Origin of the sequence: Paenibacillus sp. FSL L8-0502 (assembly GCF_038593055.1) — a bacterium.
GTDB lineage: Bacteria > Bacillota > Bacilli > Paenibacillales > Paenibacillaceae > Paenibacillus > Paenibacillus polymyxa_D.
The window spans coordinates 236,010-253,268 of sequence record NZ_CP151958.1 but is presented as its reverse complement, the minus strand read 5'-3'; the positions used below and the strand labels follow the sequence as shown (position 1 = coordinate 253,268).

Here is a 17,259-nt window from a genome sequence, read left to right as displayed (position 1 = left end):
ATGAATTATGATTCATAAACCCATACACGCATTTCCCCTTTAGCCCGATTGCACCAGGCGTAGTAAGGAATGGCGGTAATTTGTTGAGGAACAAATTCAGGGGGCTCCGAGCTGTATAATGCATTCGAATTTTTTACCCGGTGTCCCTCTATGGTCAGCTTTACAATGCCACCCAGCAGGTTTCCGCTGAACTCTTCCGTAATAAGACTATCCTTCGTCAATCTTAATCCTGCCAAATTCGCTCCATTATCCACTTCTTCCAGGCAAAACACGACTGGTCCGCGTTGGAGAGCAATTTGCTGCTGGTTCATGGAGACCAGCGGATTGCTCCGAATGCGCTCAACTGGCATAGCCAAATGCAGAGTTACCACATCTCCGTCCTTCCAAGTACGCTGAATCTCGATATAGCCTTTTTCCAGACGATCTAATGATATGGTTTCCCCATTCACCTTTACCTCTGCCTGCTTGCACCACCCTGGAATTCGCAGTGCCCATTTAAAGGGAGTTGGCTCTGTTACATGGATCGAAAAGGTTAGATCCGCATCCCATGGATAATGATGAGTTTGTGTAATTTCAACCTCATGACCAGATAAAGTCATGTTCACCTTGCTGGCAATGTACAGATGCGTATACAACGTATCGTCCGTTTGGGTGTACATATTGTCCTCAACCGATGCAATCATTCGTGCCAAATTGGGCGGACAGCAGGCGCAGAAAAACCATTTTTGCCGTTCTGTTTTTACATGCTCCTGATCTTTTCTGGATTTTTGAAAGGGATTAACCTCCAACGGATTCACGTAGAAAAATCGTTTCCCGTCCAGGTCCATCCCACTAATCGTCCCGTTGTATAGCGCCCGCTCCAGCACATCGGCATATTTCCGGTCTGGCGCTAAACGCAGCATACGATTGGCCCAAAAGGCCAGCCCTACAGAGGCGCAAGTCTCACAGTACATGCTGTCATTAGGAAGATCGTGATGGCAAGTGAACGCTTCCGCGTTTACAGTAGAACCGATCCCTGCGGTGATGTACATTTTGTGATTCGTGACATCATCCCACAGCGTTTCACAGGCTTGTAACAGGGAAGCATCCCCTGTTTTCGCGGCCAAGTCCGCCATCGCAATATACAGGTACACCGCTCTTACTGCATGGCCGACTGCCTCTTTTTGTTCCCGCACAGGTTGGTGTGCTTGCTGGTATTCGAAGCCTAAACCAAAATTAATGTTGTTCTCATCATTCCAGGTGGGCTCTGTTTGAATATGTTTTCTCTGTTCTTGTTCCTCTGCAAAGTAAATAGGATGCTGTCCCCGCTGTTCAATAAAATATTGCGCTAATTTGAGATATTGATCCTTTGCCGTTACGTCGTATAATTTGATCAAGGCCAACTCAATTTCTTCATGTCCCGGGTAGCCTTTCCGTTTCCCTTCTTCCGTACCAAAAACCTGCTGAATCAGGTCTACGTATTTCTCCATAATGTGAAGAAACTTCGTTTTGCCCGTCGTTTCATAATAAGCAACAGCCGCTTCTATAAAATGCCCTGCACAATACAGCTCATGATTGTCTCTTAGGTTCGTCCAGCGATTATTGGGTTCCTTAAGCAGATAGTACGTATTCAGATACCCATCCTCAGCTTGAGCTCTGCCCAACAATTCAATCACTTCATCAGCCCGCTCTTCAAGCGCAGGATTCGGATGATCCCTTAAGCTAAAGGCAACCGTCTCCAGCCACTTGGCAATATCACTGTCCTGAAAAACAGTTCCATAATACTCCCCACTGGATTCCCCGGCTGCAATCCTAAAGTTTTCAATCGCATGACTGGGTTCTGTATCTGGTAATTCATCATTTAATGCTTTCCACTGGTAAGGAATAACCTCTTCCGCCACAACCTGCTTATACTTTTTCCAAAATAAATCGTCAACGATGACATGCTTAACTGGCTTTGCCGTTTTCATTGGATAAACATCCCTTCCTGTAAATAGAACGCTTTCATTTTTTGAAAAATAAGGATAAAGTATTGATAATATCGTACAAGCTAACCTGAGTTCCCCTTGCTACAGTCCTTATTTTATCAACCTGAATTTATAAAAAAAATCGCGATCTTTAACTAAAACTTATACGATTTCACACACAAAGGAGCTGGCTTCCATGAGCAAAACAGACTTTCTATCATTCCTTGTCCCTCCGCTGCCTTATTTCATTGAGGGGAATTTTACTACATATCAAAAAGGGGATTGGCATCCAAATAGGTATAATCTGGGTTATTTTGACGTAATAATCATTAAAGAAGGGTTGCTGCACATTGGCGAAGAGGACGAAGTGTGGAAGGTAACTGAAAATTACGCTCTCATTCTTGAACCGGATAAACATCATTTTCCGATTGAGGCATGTACAGAACAAACCTCCTTTTACTGGTTCCATTTTCAAACCAATAGCATGTGGTGCGCACAATCCTCGTCCAATCCTATTATACCCAGCACTCCCATTCCCGAGCTGCATTTTCATTCAGAACATACGACCATTCATTTGCCTAAAATTCAAAAAGTGGTGAATCCACATGAGCTATTTTCGAAATTAGACTATTTACTAGCCTCTACTTTAAAACCTAGAAAACTGGCACTATGGGAGGCCCAACAGACGTTTGTGAATGTTTTCCAGAGTTTGGAGTATGATCAGAATAATAAAGACAGCTCCTCTAAGTTGGCGGAACAGATCGAAATATACCTAAAACAGAATTACAAAAATACAATCACCAATAAAGATTTGGAGACCCATTTTCACGTACATCAGAACTATCTCGCTAGATGTATGAAGGTCGCCTTCCAGCGCACACCGCTTGAATATTTAATGGATTATCGACTGGATCAAGGGCGTAGTCTTTTGCTGCAAACTGACTGGTCCGTTCAACAAATTACGGAGGAAACGGGATTCTCCCAAGCAAGCTATTTCTCCAAATGCTTTAAAGAAAAATTCGGAATGTCTCCAAAGAATTATAGACAACAATACTGGAAACCAGTTCATTGAATGCTTACACCTCCTTTACACTCTCTTTACATTTTCATTGTATCCTTTTGATATTCTCGCTTTATACTGAGTCGGTTATATCATTTTCACTTCAGCAAAGGGGCATACATATGAAGTCAACTAAACTCGCATTATTAGCCATGTTAACAGGGGTTCTGGTATCACCAGAACTGACCCATGCGGCAGACATTCAGCCATCCGGGTATGCATCGCTACGAACACAGGCAGATAAAATGGGGGCGACTATTACATGGGATAGTGATGACCAGTCTGTTTTGGTCAAGCTGAAAAATGGCATTGTCGGAACCTTTACAGTGGGTGAGAAGCAATATCGTCTAGCTGGACTAAGCGGAAAAGCGGACCGGGAAATTAAGATGATGAATGGAAATGTATATCTTCCTACAAAACTTCTTACAGCGCTTGAAGCAGAGAACAGCAAATATGCAGATCCTAAGGACGCAGTCCCCACCTATAAAGTGATCCCTTCTGCTGAAACAGAAGCTGTGGAGGATGGAGAAGACGCAGCCGACGACCCTGCCATCTGGCTCAACCCGGCCGATCCAGAGAAAAGTAGAATTTTAGCAACCAATAAAGGCGGCGGGATTTTAGTCTATGATCTGGAAGGCAAGCAACTGCAAAACATGAAGGTTGGAAAAATGAATAACGTGGATCTTCGTTACGGTTTCACCTTGGGCGGAAAAAAAATAGATATCGCAGGGGCGACCAATCGAACCAACAACACGATCGATATCTTTGCCATTGACGGTGCATCAGGAAAGCTGACCAACGTGGTTGGCAAACCTATTAAAGCATCTATGAAAGAAGTATACGGATTCAGCCTATACCATAGCCTCAAGACAGATAAATTTTACGCGCTCGTTTTGGGCAAAGAGGGTGAATTTGAACAATATGAGCTGACTGATGACGGAAGCGGCAAAATTGCAGGTAAGCTTGTCCGCCAGTTCAAGCTGAGTACGCAATCTGAAGGCATGGTTGCTGATGATGAATATGGCACGGTCTACATCGCTGAAGAGGATTACGCTATTTGGAAGTATAGTGCCGAGCCAGACGGTTCAACCGAGCCACTGCGACGTGTGGATATTGCAGATGGGCGCAGACTTCACGATGACATAGAGGGACTTACATTGTATTACGGTAAAGATGGCAAAGGGTATCTCATGGCCTCCAGCCAAGGAAACAGCAGCTATGCGATCTATGAACGACAAGGCGACAATGCATATATAAGCAACTTTACGATCAGTGCGAGCCCTACCATTGACGGTACGTCTGTCACAGACGGTATTGATGTGCTTGGCTACGGATTAGGCAAGAATTTCCCTCATGGCATCTTCGTTGCACAAGATGACGAAAATCTTCAAAATGGCAAAAAGTTAAATCAGAACTTTAAAATGGTGCCTTGGGAGCGAATCGCTACGGGAGCCCCTACCCCGCTAACGATAGACGATGGCATCAACCCGCGTGAATTGGTAAACAGAAGCACGCAGTAATGCTTGTCGGGGAAATCAACTCAACCTTCCGACTCTATTCATAGAAAAAAAAAGAGGTGTTCCAAAAGCCATGAAAGGCTACTTGGGACACCCCTTTTTGTTTTTAAGCGGGAAAAGGTTTAAGATCCAGCACCAGCACATTTACCGAGTTGGCCGGTAAGTCTAAGAGAACAGAATCCCTATGAAGCGTGATCTGCTGTTCGGTAGGCACTACCTTCTCATCATTCTTTTTGTTCACGTTAGGTACATGAACAAGCGAGGAATCGCCAGTTAGTGTAATCAGCTTAGCGATGGACTCAACACTCAAATCTTGTAGATTCAGCTGTGTTGCCTTATCCACGTTGTCGGCATTCACCAGCTTCACGTATACATGCTCAGCATCTTGGGTTACCGAGTTGAACACGTCTTTGTTGTAAGCCTCCAGCTTGTAGTCCAGCACTTTGCTGGTTGTCTCGCCGTCGGTATATGAGCAAATCAGATTACTGCCCGTTTCACCGCCGTAGTTCACTGTTATGGTGTAGTCCGTGTTGTCAGCCAACTCTTCATAGCTAGCTGCTCTCAAGTTACCTGCCGCTGTACTGGAAGAGTAGTCACCCAATGTGTAGCCTTCTATGCCTTGCTTGTAAACCTTCACGCCGGTAGCCTTGCCGTCATAGCCGATCGCGTACTCAACGACGTTCTTTTTCTCCGCAGAAATATCGGTAAGACCCACACCCACATAAAAACCGTCCGTGCCGGAAATGCGGGAAGCGACCACCTCTACCTTGTAATTGCTCCAGCTGTTGTTCAAAATGTACAGACCATTCAGACCGCTATCCTGAGCTTTGAGGACAAGCCCCTTGCCTTCCTCTACTGTTGAGCCTACGGAACCAGGAATGACCTGCCAGGCCGAATTCAATTTCTGGGTAAAATCCTGATCCAGCAGCACACTGCCGTCCTGGTTGGAAGTAACGGTCACACGCTTAATCACAACCTCGGCGTTGCCTGTCGCGATTTCAATTCCCCCCTGAGGAATGAGATCCGTTGGCTTGCCATTTTTGTAAGTAGAGAAAGAAGTGCTCAATACTTTATTCCCCAAATATTTAGCATACATTTGCTGTACATAGTAGTTCGGCGTAAACCACACCGTTTCGTCATCGAACCAGATGCAGTCTGGCGTCCATCTGTAGGTTCCATCTGTCAGCACCTTATTAAACAGCGGTGCATAGGCAGCCAACCGAACGACATCGGCATTATTTTCAAAGCCCGTCATCACCGCTGCCTCTGCTACAGCGCCTGCCAGTGTATTTTTATCCGTTGAGGCGTACTCCCCGACAAAAACCTTTGATGTTGCTTTCCAATTTATACTGCCGTCCACGTTATAAGCTCTGTAGTAGTAGTTATAGCGGTCCACGTTATTCAGCAGGTACTCGTTAGAACGATAGTAGTGCTCGTCTGCAATAGTGTCCATATAGTCCTTTTGCTTCTCATACCAGGTTACCGTTTCTTCCGTCACCTGGTTACCATCTGCAAAAGCGACCTTAGCCGAACCGGTCATATTACCGCTTAAGAACTTCCAGCCCTGCTGATATGCATCGTCGTCTGCTTGAGCGCCAACCGTGGAGATAATGTGCAGCTCGTAGCCCGGATAGTTTTTCTCCATGTACTCATCAATCGACGTTTTGAACACTTCAAAGTTGGCAAAGAACTCTGTGCCCCAGTTCTCGTTACCCACACCCAAATAACGTAGATCAAACGGAGCTTCATGGCCCATCTTTTTACGCATAGCAGCCCATTCATTATGTTCAAAATCCACACTAATCGCAAAGTCGATCAGATCCGTAAAGTTCTTAATATAGTATTCTCTTAATGCGCCACCAGCCGGATGAGCGTAATCCGAACGGGCTTGACAGAGAACGCCACAGGCCATAACCGGAAGCGGAGCTGCATTCAGGTCTTCTGCCAACTGGAAATACTCCATATAACCAAGGCCCATGGTCATCATATAGCCCCATACATTAAAGTTTTCCTTGCGTAGCTCGATATCCCCAATCGATTCCTTCCAATCGTATACGTTTTCCCATATAAACGAACCCTCAGAAATACAACCACCTGGAAAACGCAAAAACTTCGGATACATGCCAACCAGCGCGTTCACCAGATCTTTTCTCAGTCGGTAGTTAGGATTACCTTGGAAGTTAGCGTGTGCCGAAGGGGATTGCTCTTCCTCTCCTGCGCCCCATACATCTTGTGGGAATAAAGAAACCATATCAACCGAAATGTCCCCTTCAAATGTAAGCGCCAGCTGCCCGAGAACCGTAGCTGAGCCTGTCAGCACAAGTTTGGAATCAATGCCATACTTCTTCCACGTGTTGCCGCCTTCCACCTGTATCGTAACCGAATCACTAATGGCCTTTTCATTCGAATCTTGCAGCTGCAGTGTGATTGTGCCCGCTGAATCAGCCTTCGCCCAGATGGTAAACTCATACTTGGCACCCTCTTGAATGGACATGGCGCAATTCTGGTTAGAGTCGGAAAAGCCCTTGTTCCGAATCGTTGCACCATCCGCTACCGTCACATAATAAGAGTTCACTTCTTTGTCTTTTGCGCCTAAAAACTCATTTAATCCACCGCTATGTCGTGGAGTCATCTTGTCCGTATCACCAGACCAGGCGAACAACGGGTTGCGGTTCCGTCCGGTAGAGCAGCCGCATTCACCGGAAGCATGGGAATACGTATCGAACTCGAAAGATTCAAAGGAGCGATTCTGAACGAGTTCTGCATAAATCCCGCCATCTGCTGCGTTATTGATATCTTCATAGAACAAGCCGTACATCACTTCGCTGACATCCAATACTTCCTTATTTCCATGAATGGTCAGCGTGTACGGAGGCAGCTGTTCAGGAAGAACGGATACTTCAAAGCTTTCTTCAATCTGGCTTAAGCCCTTCGTCAATAAGGCTGTGACGGTAACCCCTTGTGCGGAGGTAATCGCCTGCACCTGACCATCGTCAGAGAGTATACTAGGTTGGCTGGATTTCCAGGTCACTTCTACTCTTCCACCCATCAGAACGGTTGGCAGAGATAAATCCTTGGTCACAATCGTCGTTGGGAAGGACAAATACTTATCTCGGGCAAGCTTTACGATCTCTTCATCTGTCAACGAATCGCACATAACCTCAATGACTTCATCTGCCGACAAGCCTGCTTTATAAATTCGAAAGTCGGAAACGGAGCCGGCAAAGTCTACATCCGCCGCATGCTGAGAGCGACCAATAAAATTGTTGCTGTAGTTGGACGAGTCTGTAAACGTTTCAAACCATTTACGCAGCTTGGCATAGTTACCACTAGAGGTTTGGCTGATGGAACCGTCCGCTACCACCTCACCATTAACATATACCACCGGACCTGCACTGCTTAATGTGCCGCCTTCCGTGCCGATCACAGACAGGGCTATGTGCATCCACTCATCCCTGACAAAACCTCTTCCCGGATCTACGGACAAATCTGCCTCGGTGAAAAGAGTTCCGCGCAGATTCCGTGTCATGAACATATAGGGCCCTGTATGGGCTTTACCAAAGTCAAAAACACGTTCCCACATATCTGTGAATCTGCCGAAGTTGACCCAAGCAGTAACCGTCACACCCGTGTTATCGCTTACATCTTTAAACAGATCGGAAGGAAGCTGAATATATGATGTACCATTGGGGCCTCCCTCAAGCGTCAAAGCTGCTCTACCGGTAGCATGGGAAATCGTAGGTGTTACTGTGCCTGAAGCAACCCCATCGTTACCTTGTCCTGAGCTATCCTTGCCGACGTTCTCTGCATCATCAAACTTGTAACGCGCAATGATTTGATCTTGGAATTTGGTCATCTTCGTGCTCCTATACCTATAGTTTATTAATGTAATAACTAATTAGTTAATATAAATACATACTATATAGCTATAGTACCTTATCCCGAGTACCTTTTTCAATCCAATAAATCGGATTTATGAAGAAAATACTTGTACGAACTACATAAAAAAGCAGCCATCACAGAAGATACTCTGCGATAACTGCCTTTTGGCTTGTAAAGAAGCTTGGCCGTAGCTATGTTATCCGTTCAATTTTTGTCCACAATTCGGACAGAAGTTAGCTCCTTCGTTTTTTGTACCGCAATTCGGACAAAAATTGGGCTTATTCCCGTCTCCAGATGAAGGGGGACCAGCAGGTGTAGGCTGAGTCTCAGCCGAAGGCTTTGGGTTCGGGTTCAAATTTTTCATCATTTCATTTGCTATATTCATCCCCATCATCATACTCGCCATATCCGAAGCTGCACCGCCGCCTTTTACATTACCCGATGCAATCCCGTCCGTCATCGTCACTTGTTGGTACTTTTGCAGATTACCGATCATTTCATGAGAGGCTGTCTTCGTAATCATATCTTGGATTTCTTGAGGATAATTGAAGCTCATCACATGAAAGCCAGTAATCGTCATACCGTTGTCCATCACTTGCATATCCAGATCTTCTTGAATACCTTTTGAAATGTCAGAAGCATTCGCCTGCAGATTGAACATGTCCTTTCCTTCTCTGCTGATCCACTTCATCAATAACTGATCCAATACTGAAGTAATGCGTATTTTAACATCCTCAACGAGATAACTGTCCTTCACTCCGGCAATCTTATCGATGAGCGTAACATAATCGTTCACTTTAAAATTAAATGTGCCATTGGCACGGATCGGCATACCGCCTGGCAGCTGGGGAGTCGGGATCAGCACCGGATTCTGCGTCCCCCATTTGACAGTAAACTCCTTCGTATTAACGAATAAGACCTCTACCCTCATACCACTGTTAAAACCAAATTTAAACCCTTTTAAGGTGGATAGAAATGGAATAATGTCAGAGTCCATGTTATATGACCCTTCATTCTCAAAAACACCCTCTATTTTGCCGTTATTTACAAAAATCGCGTCTTGACCGGAGCGGATAATTAACTTACTTCCTTTTTTAATTTCACAATTACTCCACTTCCAGAAAATCATATCATCTCTAAATTCTTCCCACTCTACAACATTTGCAAATTGATTTCTGAAGAATCCCATACTGTATCCATCCTTTCCGTTCAGGATTTTGCAAAATTCGATTCCAGTCGCTCCAAAGTGCAATATATAGATGAACTAGACCATTTCGATCTATATATTATTCATTGAAAGTCGCTTATTGGATTTTTGCAAAATCCTCAGTTAAAATGATCCTCTGCTCCCGCTATGCGAATGACCGCCGCTGGTAGTTCCGCCACCACCGCCTGAGCTGCTACTGCTACTGCTCTTTTCAATCTTCCGCTTCGTTGTCGTTGTGTGAAGGTACAGATCTCGATGCTCCAGAACTCCTGAGGCGTTCGCATCCTCGTAGGTCTGTCGATTTACCGTAACCCGACCGCCAGAATTGGAAACCATCTTGCCCACGATCATCGCTGCCAATCCCAGTGCAATCGCCAAATGAAGCCAGCCTTTAAAAAATATACTGTCTGGGTTCACCCCTGGACGGATCGCCAAATATTTATGCGCGCCTAGAATATACTTTTGAAATGCCAGCCCATAGTTGCCGTTCGTCAGATCCGGGCTAATCTCATGGCGTATTTTAGTAAGCCTGTCATCATCCAGATACCGTTCTGCCTTATAAAATCCAGCCAAGTATACCTCTCTATTTCTCATATCCATCGTTAAAATAACCGCGTTCCCATGAGCTCTGTCATACCCTGGGCCATGGTCATCATAAAAGTCCTGCGTCATTTTCATAACATCCATATTGTCGGGATTGGGGGTTGTATAAATAATAATGTCCGTTTCTCTTTCAGCCCCGTATTGATTAGCCATCGTGTTCAACACATCATACTCTTCCTGATTGAGCAAACCCGCTTCGTCATAAATCAATGACTTCATTTCTGTCGTTGCTGGTTCGCCCTTCATTTCCATAGGAAGCGCCAGAAAAACAGCAAAGAACAACAAAACGGCTACAATGGCTCTATGTCTTTTCAATAGAATTCTCCTCCCATCATCAACCAAGTGATTAACCTTAATGAAAAGAGAGTAATTCCGAAAATGCCTGCAAACCAAGCCGTCACCTTGAACTTGCTAATCGGAGGCTTACCGACTACCTTGCCCGTCTGTCCGTTCATAGCAAACGTATGCTCCAATTGATTATAGTCATAGTGTATGACCCACACCGGGAGCAGGACATAATCCGCTTGTTTTAATGTAGTATCAACTTGCTTTTCCGTATAACTCACGGCCGTATACTCTGACACCGTAGAATGAATATAAGCATCAATATATTCCTTTACTTTTTCTTTCACTCGCGGGAAAAGCTCTTCTTCGTTATAACTGTACTTCTCCGCAATATAACCTGCTAGATATGGCGTTTTAAAGGGTTTTAGCTGATCGTATGGAAAAGGCTCCAATTTATCCATCAGCTCGTCGTTCATTTTCTCCGCAGCATCAATCGGAACCTTTACATAATTCAAACGGATTTTCCGATATACATCAAAATGCTTCGTTTCCGTATATTCGTAGTCTCCACTCGTATAGGTTCGCACTTGGGTACCTTCACCTTGAACCTCAATTTTATTATGTAATTCATATAACCAGAAAGGCACATACATCCCGGTTATTCCCTTGATTCGGTCTGCTATCATGAACCGATTCGGCGTCAGACGGCCATTCTTGCACCATTTTTTGAAAGCAGCTATGGCTTCTTCCTTACTGATTGAAAAAGGAATAACCTGCGCTGGAGCCAGCTTCCCAGTCAGTCGATCCCCGAGAACCACGGCAGAACCACAAAAGCTGCACACCGTTGCACTCGTCTCCACTTCTGTCATAATCACGGCTCCGCAGTTATTACAATGATACTCATGAGCCTCATCTTCTGAAAAAATACGATTTATCAGAGGATCAGGAATAGATTCGATATTGTCCTCTCTTCCGCAACTATGACAGGATAACATCCCTGTCTCACTATCAAAGACCATGCCGCTGCCGCAGTTTGGGCATTTGTATTCGATAACCGGCATCTGCTCACCTCCTCATGTTAGATACTGTTATTCATCTTCTGTATTCGTACTCTTCTCGTATTGTGCAAATAAAGCATCCAGGTCGTCCTTCGTTCCTGCCCGAAGCTCAGCTATAGCCATCGCCTCATCATACGCTCTGTTCACCTGCTCTTCCATAACCTCAAAAGCAGAATTCTTGCTACCTATAGAATTCAAGGTTTGCTGTGCTTTGGCAACCGCCATCTTCCCTTTAAGTTCAGCGCTACGCGCTTCTAGCTGCCCCATATCGGACACTAACTTCTCCTGCATTTGTTTCATATTCACGGCGTTTACTGAAGCTAAGTCATAGGACGTTTGTAATTGTTCCAATTTCTCCGTTTGCAAACCCTTCCTCTCCAGAAACTTTCGAGCTTCCTCTTCATTACCAGCTTCCACAGACTTACTGGCATAATACTGGAGCTTTTTGATCTGGGCTTTGCATTCATCCAGTGCTCTTTTGGCCCTTCTCTCATCAGCCAATACCGATACCGTCTCCGCTTTCACCTTGCCTAGATCACTGTTCAAATTCCGCATATAATCATCAATGGTTTTCTCTGGATCTCCCACCTTATCCATTAAGGCGTTAACATTCACTTTCATAATATCCCTAAACCTCGACAAAATTCCCATGATGACCTCCTTCGAAAGGACTACATCCCACCATATCATACATCAAATCCGGTAAAAAATGTTCATTATAGCTCTATATACTGACCCACTGATCACTTTCGGATGTGTGTTCGTTTTATGATAAAAGCAAAGGGTCCAAAAACCCGCGACAGATTTTTGAACCCCTTTATTTTATTGTTCCTGATTATAGTTCTTCATAGGACTTGGGGTCCTGCCCCCAGATCCGTCCATCCTCACTGCTAAATGCCGAAATCATGTTCATTTCCTCTGGAGACAACTCAAAATCAAAAATATCCAAATTCTCCGTTTGGTGTTTCAAAGAAGAGGCCTTCGGGATCGGGATTGCTCCAAGTTGGATATGCCAACGTAAAATCGCTTGTGTATTCGTTTTACCATGAGCAGCAGCAATTTTCCCAATCTCTTCATTCTCCAGCATGCTGTGACCACGACCCAAGGGGCTCCACGATTCCGTCACGATGCCCTGTTCAGCATCTTTTGCACGCTGATGTTCCTGATTAAATAATGGGTGCAATTCAACTTGATTTAAGCTCGGCGTGACACCTGTTTCCCGAATTAAACGTTCATTATGCTCGGGCAAGAAATTGCACACCCCAATGGAACGAATATAGCCCCTTTTCTTCGCCTCAATTAACGCCTGCCAGGCTTCAACATATCGATCAATTTGGGGATTCGGCCAATGGATTAGGTACAGATCATAATAGTCCAGACCTCCTCTATATAATGACTCTTCGATCGTTACAATGGCTTCTTGGTAAGCATGTCGGCGACCTGGTAGTTTGGAGCAAATCAACAATTCTTCTCTGGGCACAGAGCTCTGCTGGACCGCTTTCCCGACAGCACCCTCATTTTCATAGTTGAACGCTGTGTCGATCAGACGGTAACCTGCATTAATCGCGCTGGTAATTGCCTTGACTCCATCTGCACCCTTCAATCCAGCAGTCCCAAATCCAATGACGGGCACCTTAGTGCCATCATTCAATACCTTCTCCGGAATTGGATCGTTCATATTAACAGCCCCCTTTACTATTCTCTTATACCGCAACACCTTTAATGCTCAGAAAAATACAGCGTATGACTCGGTTCCTCCTATACTTATTACCCACCAGTTCGTGACTTTCCTATTAAATTCTCTGTATGCTACATCAAAAAGTGCCTGATCCCCGTTGAAATCATACTTGAATTCAAGGAGTCAGGCACTCGTATACCGCTACCAAATCATATATTCCACTTCATGCTGAATTGCTTGGTTGTCCAACACAAAGTTGAAGCGTCTTAATTTTTATTTCAAGCCTTTCCATACCCAGTTCTCTACCTCTGGCAAGTCAATGCCCTCTTCGCGAATGAATTGATGATGTTTCTTAACCGTAGCATCCATTTCATCCACAATGTTGGTGTACTTCCCAGCGTCAGGTAAGTTGAGAACAGCTTCCTTCACTAAGTCAAAACGATCCATTTGATTCAATACACGCATATCAAACGGTGTCGTAATATCGCCGTTCTCACGGTAACCATGTACATGCAAGTTATGATTGTGACGATCAAAGAACAGATCTTTGATCAGACCTTCGTAACCATGGAAAGCGAAAACTACTGGTTTATCCTTTGTGAAAAAGTGATCAAACTCGGCGTCAGATAATCCACGCGGGTCTAGTTTTTGACTTCTCAGTTTCAGCAAATCTACCACGTTGATGTACCGAATCTTCAATTCAGGCAGTTTTTCATGCAAAATGGAAATCGCAGCTAAACTTTCAATCGTTGGCTCTGTACCAGCAGAAGCAATGACAAGATCAGGTTCTCCACCTTGATCTGTACTTGCCCAGTCAATGATCTTTAACCCTTTATCCACCAATTCCTTCGCTTCATCAGCAGTAAACCATTGTGGACGTGGGTGTTTGGACGAAACAATCAAATTGATCTTTTGACGGTCGTTTAAAATGGTGTCGAAAACAGCCAACAAGGAATTGGCATCCGCTGGCAGATACTCCCGAATAAATTCCGGTTTTTTATCAGCCAAATGACCCAACAAACCTGGATCTTGGTGTGTATACCCATTATGATCCTGTTGGAACACCGTTGAAGTTGCTACGACATTCAATGATGGGATATCTGCACGCCATCCTTGATCCGTTGCTTTACGCAGCCACTTAAAGTGTTGGGTGATCATTGAGTCAACCACACGCAGGAAAGCTTCGTAACTTGCAAAGAAACCATGACGACCAGTTAACACATAACCTTCCAGCAATCCTTCAGCCTGGTGTTCGGATAATTGGGAGTCAATTACGCGGCCATAGGACGACAAAAATTCATCATTAGGTTCAATAATTTGGTCCATCCATTGGCGTTTGGTTACTTCAAAAACAGGAGCCAAGCGATTAGACATTGTTTCATCCGGTCCGAAGATTCTGAAATTACGATTTTCTTCATTTAAGACAACCACATCTTTAACGTATTTCCCTAAAACCGACATATCTTGCGCAATCACTTTACCAGGTACGGAATTATCCAGCGCATAGTTACGGAAATCCGGTAACTTCAAGTCTTTAATGAGGTTACCCGCATTCGCAACAGGGTTCATTCCCATACGTTTATCGCCTGTAGGCAGAATTTCAGCAAGCTCAGAGTTTAAACGACCGTTTTCGTCGAACAATTCCTCTGGTCTGTAGCTATTCAACCATTCTAACAAAGCAGGTGCGTGCTGCATATTTTTTTGATCAACCGGAATTGGAACCTGATGGGCACGGAATGAATTTGTATTCGGCACGTTGTCCCATTCCTTTGGACCCGTCCAGCCTTTAGGTGAACGGAATACAATCATCGGCCACGCTGGACGAGTAAGATCATTATTTTCACGCGCATTCTTTTGAATAGCTTCAATTTTCTCGATGGCCGTATCCAATACTTTCGCCATTTCTGGATGCATGTGATCCGGATTTTCACCTTCAACAAAGAATGGCTCCCAGCCCAAACCTTTAAAGTATGAGGTCAATTCTTCTTTCGATTGACGAGACATAATCGTTGGGTTACTAATCTTAAAGCCATTCAAGTGCAAGATTGGCAGCACTGCACCATCCGTGATCGGGTTGATAAATCTGTTAGAGAACCACGAAGCGGCTAGTGGACCCGTTTCAGCTTCGCCATCACCAATAACAACAGCCGAAATCAGATCAGGATTATCCAGAATGGCACCTACACCATGAGAAAGGGAGTAGCCTAATTCTCCACCTTCATGGATAGATCCAGGTGTTTCAGGAGCAGCATGTGAAGCAATACCGCCAGGGAAAGAGAATTGTTTGAACAATTTCTTCATACCTGGGATATCTTGCGTAATTTGCGGATAGATTTCGGTGTAACTTCCATCCAGATATGAATTTGAAACCATAACCTGACCGCCGTGACCAGGGCCCTCAATGTAAAGCATGTTCAAATCATATTTATTAATAACACGATTTAGATGTGCATAAATAAAGTTTTGTCCTGGAATTGTGCCCCAGTGTCCAATAGGCTTAACCTTCACATCTGAATCTTTTAAAGGCTCTCTCAACAAAGGATTATCTTTTAAATAAAGCTGACCTACCGAAATGTAGTTCGTTGCACGCCAATATGCATCAAGTTTTTCTAAATATGTTTTAGATGAATAATCTGCTAACACGGGTGATAATGACATGGTGTCCACTCCCTAAGTAGTATTGTTTGTAATTTATTTCCGGAAATTTCATCTACATGTACATCATAACGCCGCGCCGATTAAATTCAACCTTTTTCACAAGTGATACGGTCCAATTTTGTGAAATTTTGAACATACTATGAAATATAAATTAAAAAGACAGTAAAAAAGCTCTTACATTAAAATATATAGAAGTATAAACCAATAAAATTTGTAATAACCGTTGCAATCGCAGGCTCCAATCCTTTTCTCAAAATTATAAAAAAAAGACCGGAGAATTCTCCAGTCTTATCATTAGTGAACCGATACAAAGGTATTAAATTTTAAATATTTGTAATGAAATCGCATATGAGAAAACTCAAATGGCGTACCGTTATCTAAAAAGAACACACCTTCCATAATACCTACAGGCTCATTTTCATTTAAATGTAGCAGCTTTTGATCATTCTCTTGGGACGGTTCTGCAAAAATGGATAAAAAAGATTTGGTGACGGCCAAGTTCCGCGAGTCTTCCAAATAATTAAAAATGGACCCCTCGATAATAGTCTGATTTAAATTCTGAACAATTTTAATAGGGATATAGCCTGTTTCAATCATAAAAGGATCATCATCAAACAAACGTAAGCGGACAATTTTGTATACAAAATCATGAGTCTCCAAGAACAAATCGCGCTGTAATTCTTCTGTTGGCGGAATGACCTCAAAACTCAGTACTTTGATTTTTGGCTTTTTACCATGCATTTGAAAATTATCAGTGACTCCTAGATTAGAGCCTTCGTAGTTAAAGATAGATTCATTTCTTATGTATAATGGATTAATAAATGTCCCGGAACCTTGTTTTTTAAAAATAATTCCGACATTCTCCATTTTAGTCAGAGCACGTTTAATTGAACTACGACTAACCTGGTAAGTCTCACTAAGACTACGTTCATCTGGCAATCTCATATCTGCAAACTTTCCAGCAAAGATTTTCATCTTGAGATCGTCAATAATTTGCTTATAGACAAATTGTGTCATATAGTACTCCTCTTTCAGGTCTTCTATAACTCCATATAGTTTACCATAACTTGCCCATTTCATCTCATGTTTGTTTCTGTATGCTGAGTGGGCTTTCAGCGGATAGGAAACGCCCGCGCTTTTACTTTACATCTCTATGCATAATACCATGATTATACATACATAACACCACTGAACGTACCTGCAAATTAGCAGAAAATACAGAACTCCCACCTTAACTTCCGCGATAAGAACAAGCCTGTTTCGAACCTTGAGGGATGTTTGACTAGACCAGGCTAAAATCCTTGAATACATTGTTATTATTTATCTTGTTCATACGTTCACTAATAAAAATGGTGGGGGGGAGAT

General features: G+C 43.7%; 11 protein-coding genes. 2 read left to right on the top strand and 9 right to left on the bottom strand.

Annotation, left to right across the window (positions count from 1 at the left end):
• Positions 1–5: 5 nt before the first annotated feature.
• Positions 6–1,949: a beta-L-arabinofuranosidase domain-containing protein gene (locus NSQ57_RS01110; protein WP_342425515.1), complete on the bottom strand. Its 1,944-nt coding sequence runs from the start codon at positions 1,947–1,949 to the stop codon at positions 6–8.
• Between the two features lie 193 nt (positions 1,950–2,142).
• Between NSQ57_RS01110 and NSQ57_RS01105 the strand changes: the two genes are divergently transcribed.
• Positions 2,143–3,018, top strand: a complete 876-nt coding sequence (locus tag NSQ57_RS01105; RefSeq protein ID WP_069010168.1) for a helix-turn-helix transcriptional regulator — start codon at positions 2,143–2,145, stop codon at positions 3,016–3,018.
• Positions 3,019–3,128: 110 nt separating this feature from the next.
• A complete protein-coding gene (locus NSQ57_RS01100) occupies positions 3,129–4,526 on the top strand; it encodes a phytase (protein ID WP_341071502.1) in 1,398 nt (465 codons plus the stop codon).
• Positions 4,527–4,629: 103 nt separating this feature from the next.
• On the opposite strand, the gene NSQ57_RS01095 is transcribed toward NSQ57_RS01100, so the two are convergent.
• From NSQ57_RS01095 to NSQ57_RS01060, 8 genes are all read right to left on the bottom strand, one after another.
• The gene (locus tag NSQ57_RS01095) at positions 4,630–8,379 is read right to left on the bottom strand and encodes an alpha-L-arabinofuranosidase C-terminal domain-containing protein (protein WP_342425514.1); all 3,750 of its coding nucleotides are present in this window, start codon (positions 8,377–8,379) and stop codon (positions 4,630–4,632) included.
• Between the two features lie 222 nt (positions 8,380–8,601).
• Positions 8,602–9,594 (bottom strand): SPFH domain-containing protein, encoded by a 993-nt coding sequence (locus NSQ57_RS01090; RefSeq protein WP_340931170.1) that lies wholly within the window; start codon positions 9,592–9,594, stop codon positions 8,602–8,604.
• A gap of 141 nt (positions 9,595–9,735) precedes the next feature.
• Positions 9,736–10,530: a TPM domain-containing protein gene (locus NSQ57_RS01085; protein ID WP_342425513.1), complete on the bottom strand. Its 795-nt coding sequence runs from the start codon at positions 10,528–10,530 to the stop codon at positions 9,736–9,738.
• Positions 10,527–11,561: a TFIIB-type zinc ribbon-containing protein gene (locus tag NSQ57_RS01080; RefSeq protein ID WP_342425512.1), complete on the bottom strand. Its 1,035-nt coding sequence runs from the start codon at positions 11,559–11,561 to the stop codon at positions 10,527–10,529. The genes NSQ57_RS01085 and NSQ57_RS01080 overlap by 4 nt, the downstream gene beginning before the upstream one ends.
• A gap of 27 nt (positions 11,562–11,588) precedes the next feature.
• Positions 11,589–12,209 (bottom strand): PspA/IM30 family protein, encoded by a 621-nt coding sequence (locus NSQ57_RS01075; protein WP_342425511.1) that lies wholly within the window; start codon positions 12,207–12,209, stop codon positions 11,589–11,591.
• A gap of 184 nt (positions 12,210–12,393) precedes the next feature.
• Entirely contained in the window at positions 12,394–13,236 is an 843-nt protein-coding gene (locus NSQ57_RS01070; protein WP_318628139.1) for an aldo/keto reductase, read from the bottom strand.
• Between the two features lie 273 nt (positions 13,237–13,509).
• Positions 13,510–15,894: a phosphoketolase family protein gene (locus NSQ57_RS01065; protein WP_241113452.1), complete on the bottom strand. Its 2,385-nt coding sequence runs from the start codon at positions 15,892–15,894 to the stop codon at positions 13,510–13,512.
• Between the two features lie 294 nt (positions 15,895–16,188).
• A complete protein-coding gene (locus tag NSQ57_RS01060) occupies positions 16,189–16,911 on the bottom strand; it encodes a GntR family transcriptional regulator (protein ID WP_023986502.1) in 723 nt (240 codons plus the stop codon).
• Between the last annotated feature and the right edge of the window lie 348 nt (positions 16,912–17,259).

Coding starts and splice junctions, on each gene's coding strand:
- NSQ57_RS01110 (WP_342425515.1), bottom strand. CDS start 1,949: ATGAAAACGGCAAAGCCAGTTAAGCATGTCATCGTTGACGATTTATTT.
- NSQ57_RS01105 (WP_069010168.1), top strand. CDS start 2,143: ATGAGCAAAACAGACTTTCTATCATTCCTTGTCCCTCCGCTGCCTTAT.
- NSQ57_RS01100 (WP_341071502.1), top strand. CDS start 3,129: ATGAAGTCAACTAAACTCGCATTATTAGCCATGTTAACAGGGGTTCTG.
- NSQ57_RS01095 (WP_342425514.1), bottom strand. CDS start 8,379: ATGACCAAATTCCAAGATCAAATCATTGCGCGTTACAAGTTTGATGAT.
- NSQ57_RS01090 (WP_340931170.1), bottom strand. CDS start 9,594: ATGGGATTCTTCAGAAATCAATTTGCAAATGTTGTAGAGTGGGAAGAA.
- NSQ57_RS01080 (WP_342425512.1), bottom strand. CDS start 11,561: ATGCCGGTTATCGAATACAAATGCCCAAACTGCGGCAGCGGCATGGTC.
- NSQ57_RS01075 (WP_342425511.1), bottom strand. CDS start 12,209: ATGGGAATTTTGTCGAGGTTTAGGGATATTATGAAAGTGAATGTTAAC.
- NSQ57_RS01070 (WP_318628139.1), bottom strand. CDS start 13,236: ATGAACGATCCAATTCCGGAGAAGGTATTGAATGATGGCACTAAGGTG.
- NSQ57_RS01065 (WP_241113452.1), bottom strand. CDS start 15,894: ATGTCATTATCACCCGTGTTAGCAGATTATTCATCTAAAACATATTTA.
- NSQ57_RS01060 (WP_023986502.1), bottom strand. CDS start 16,911: ATGACACAATTTGTCTATAAGCAAATTATTGACGATCTCAAGATGAAA.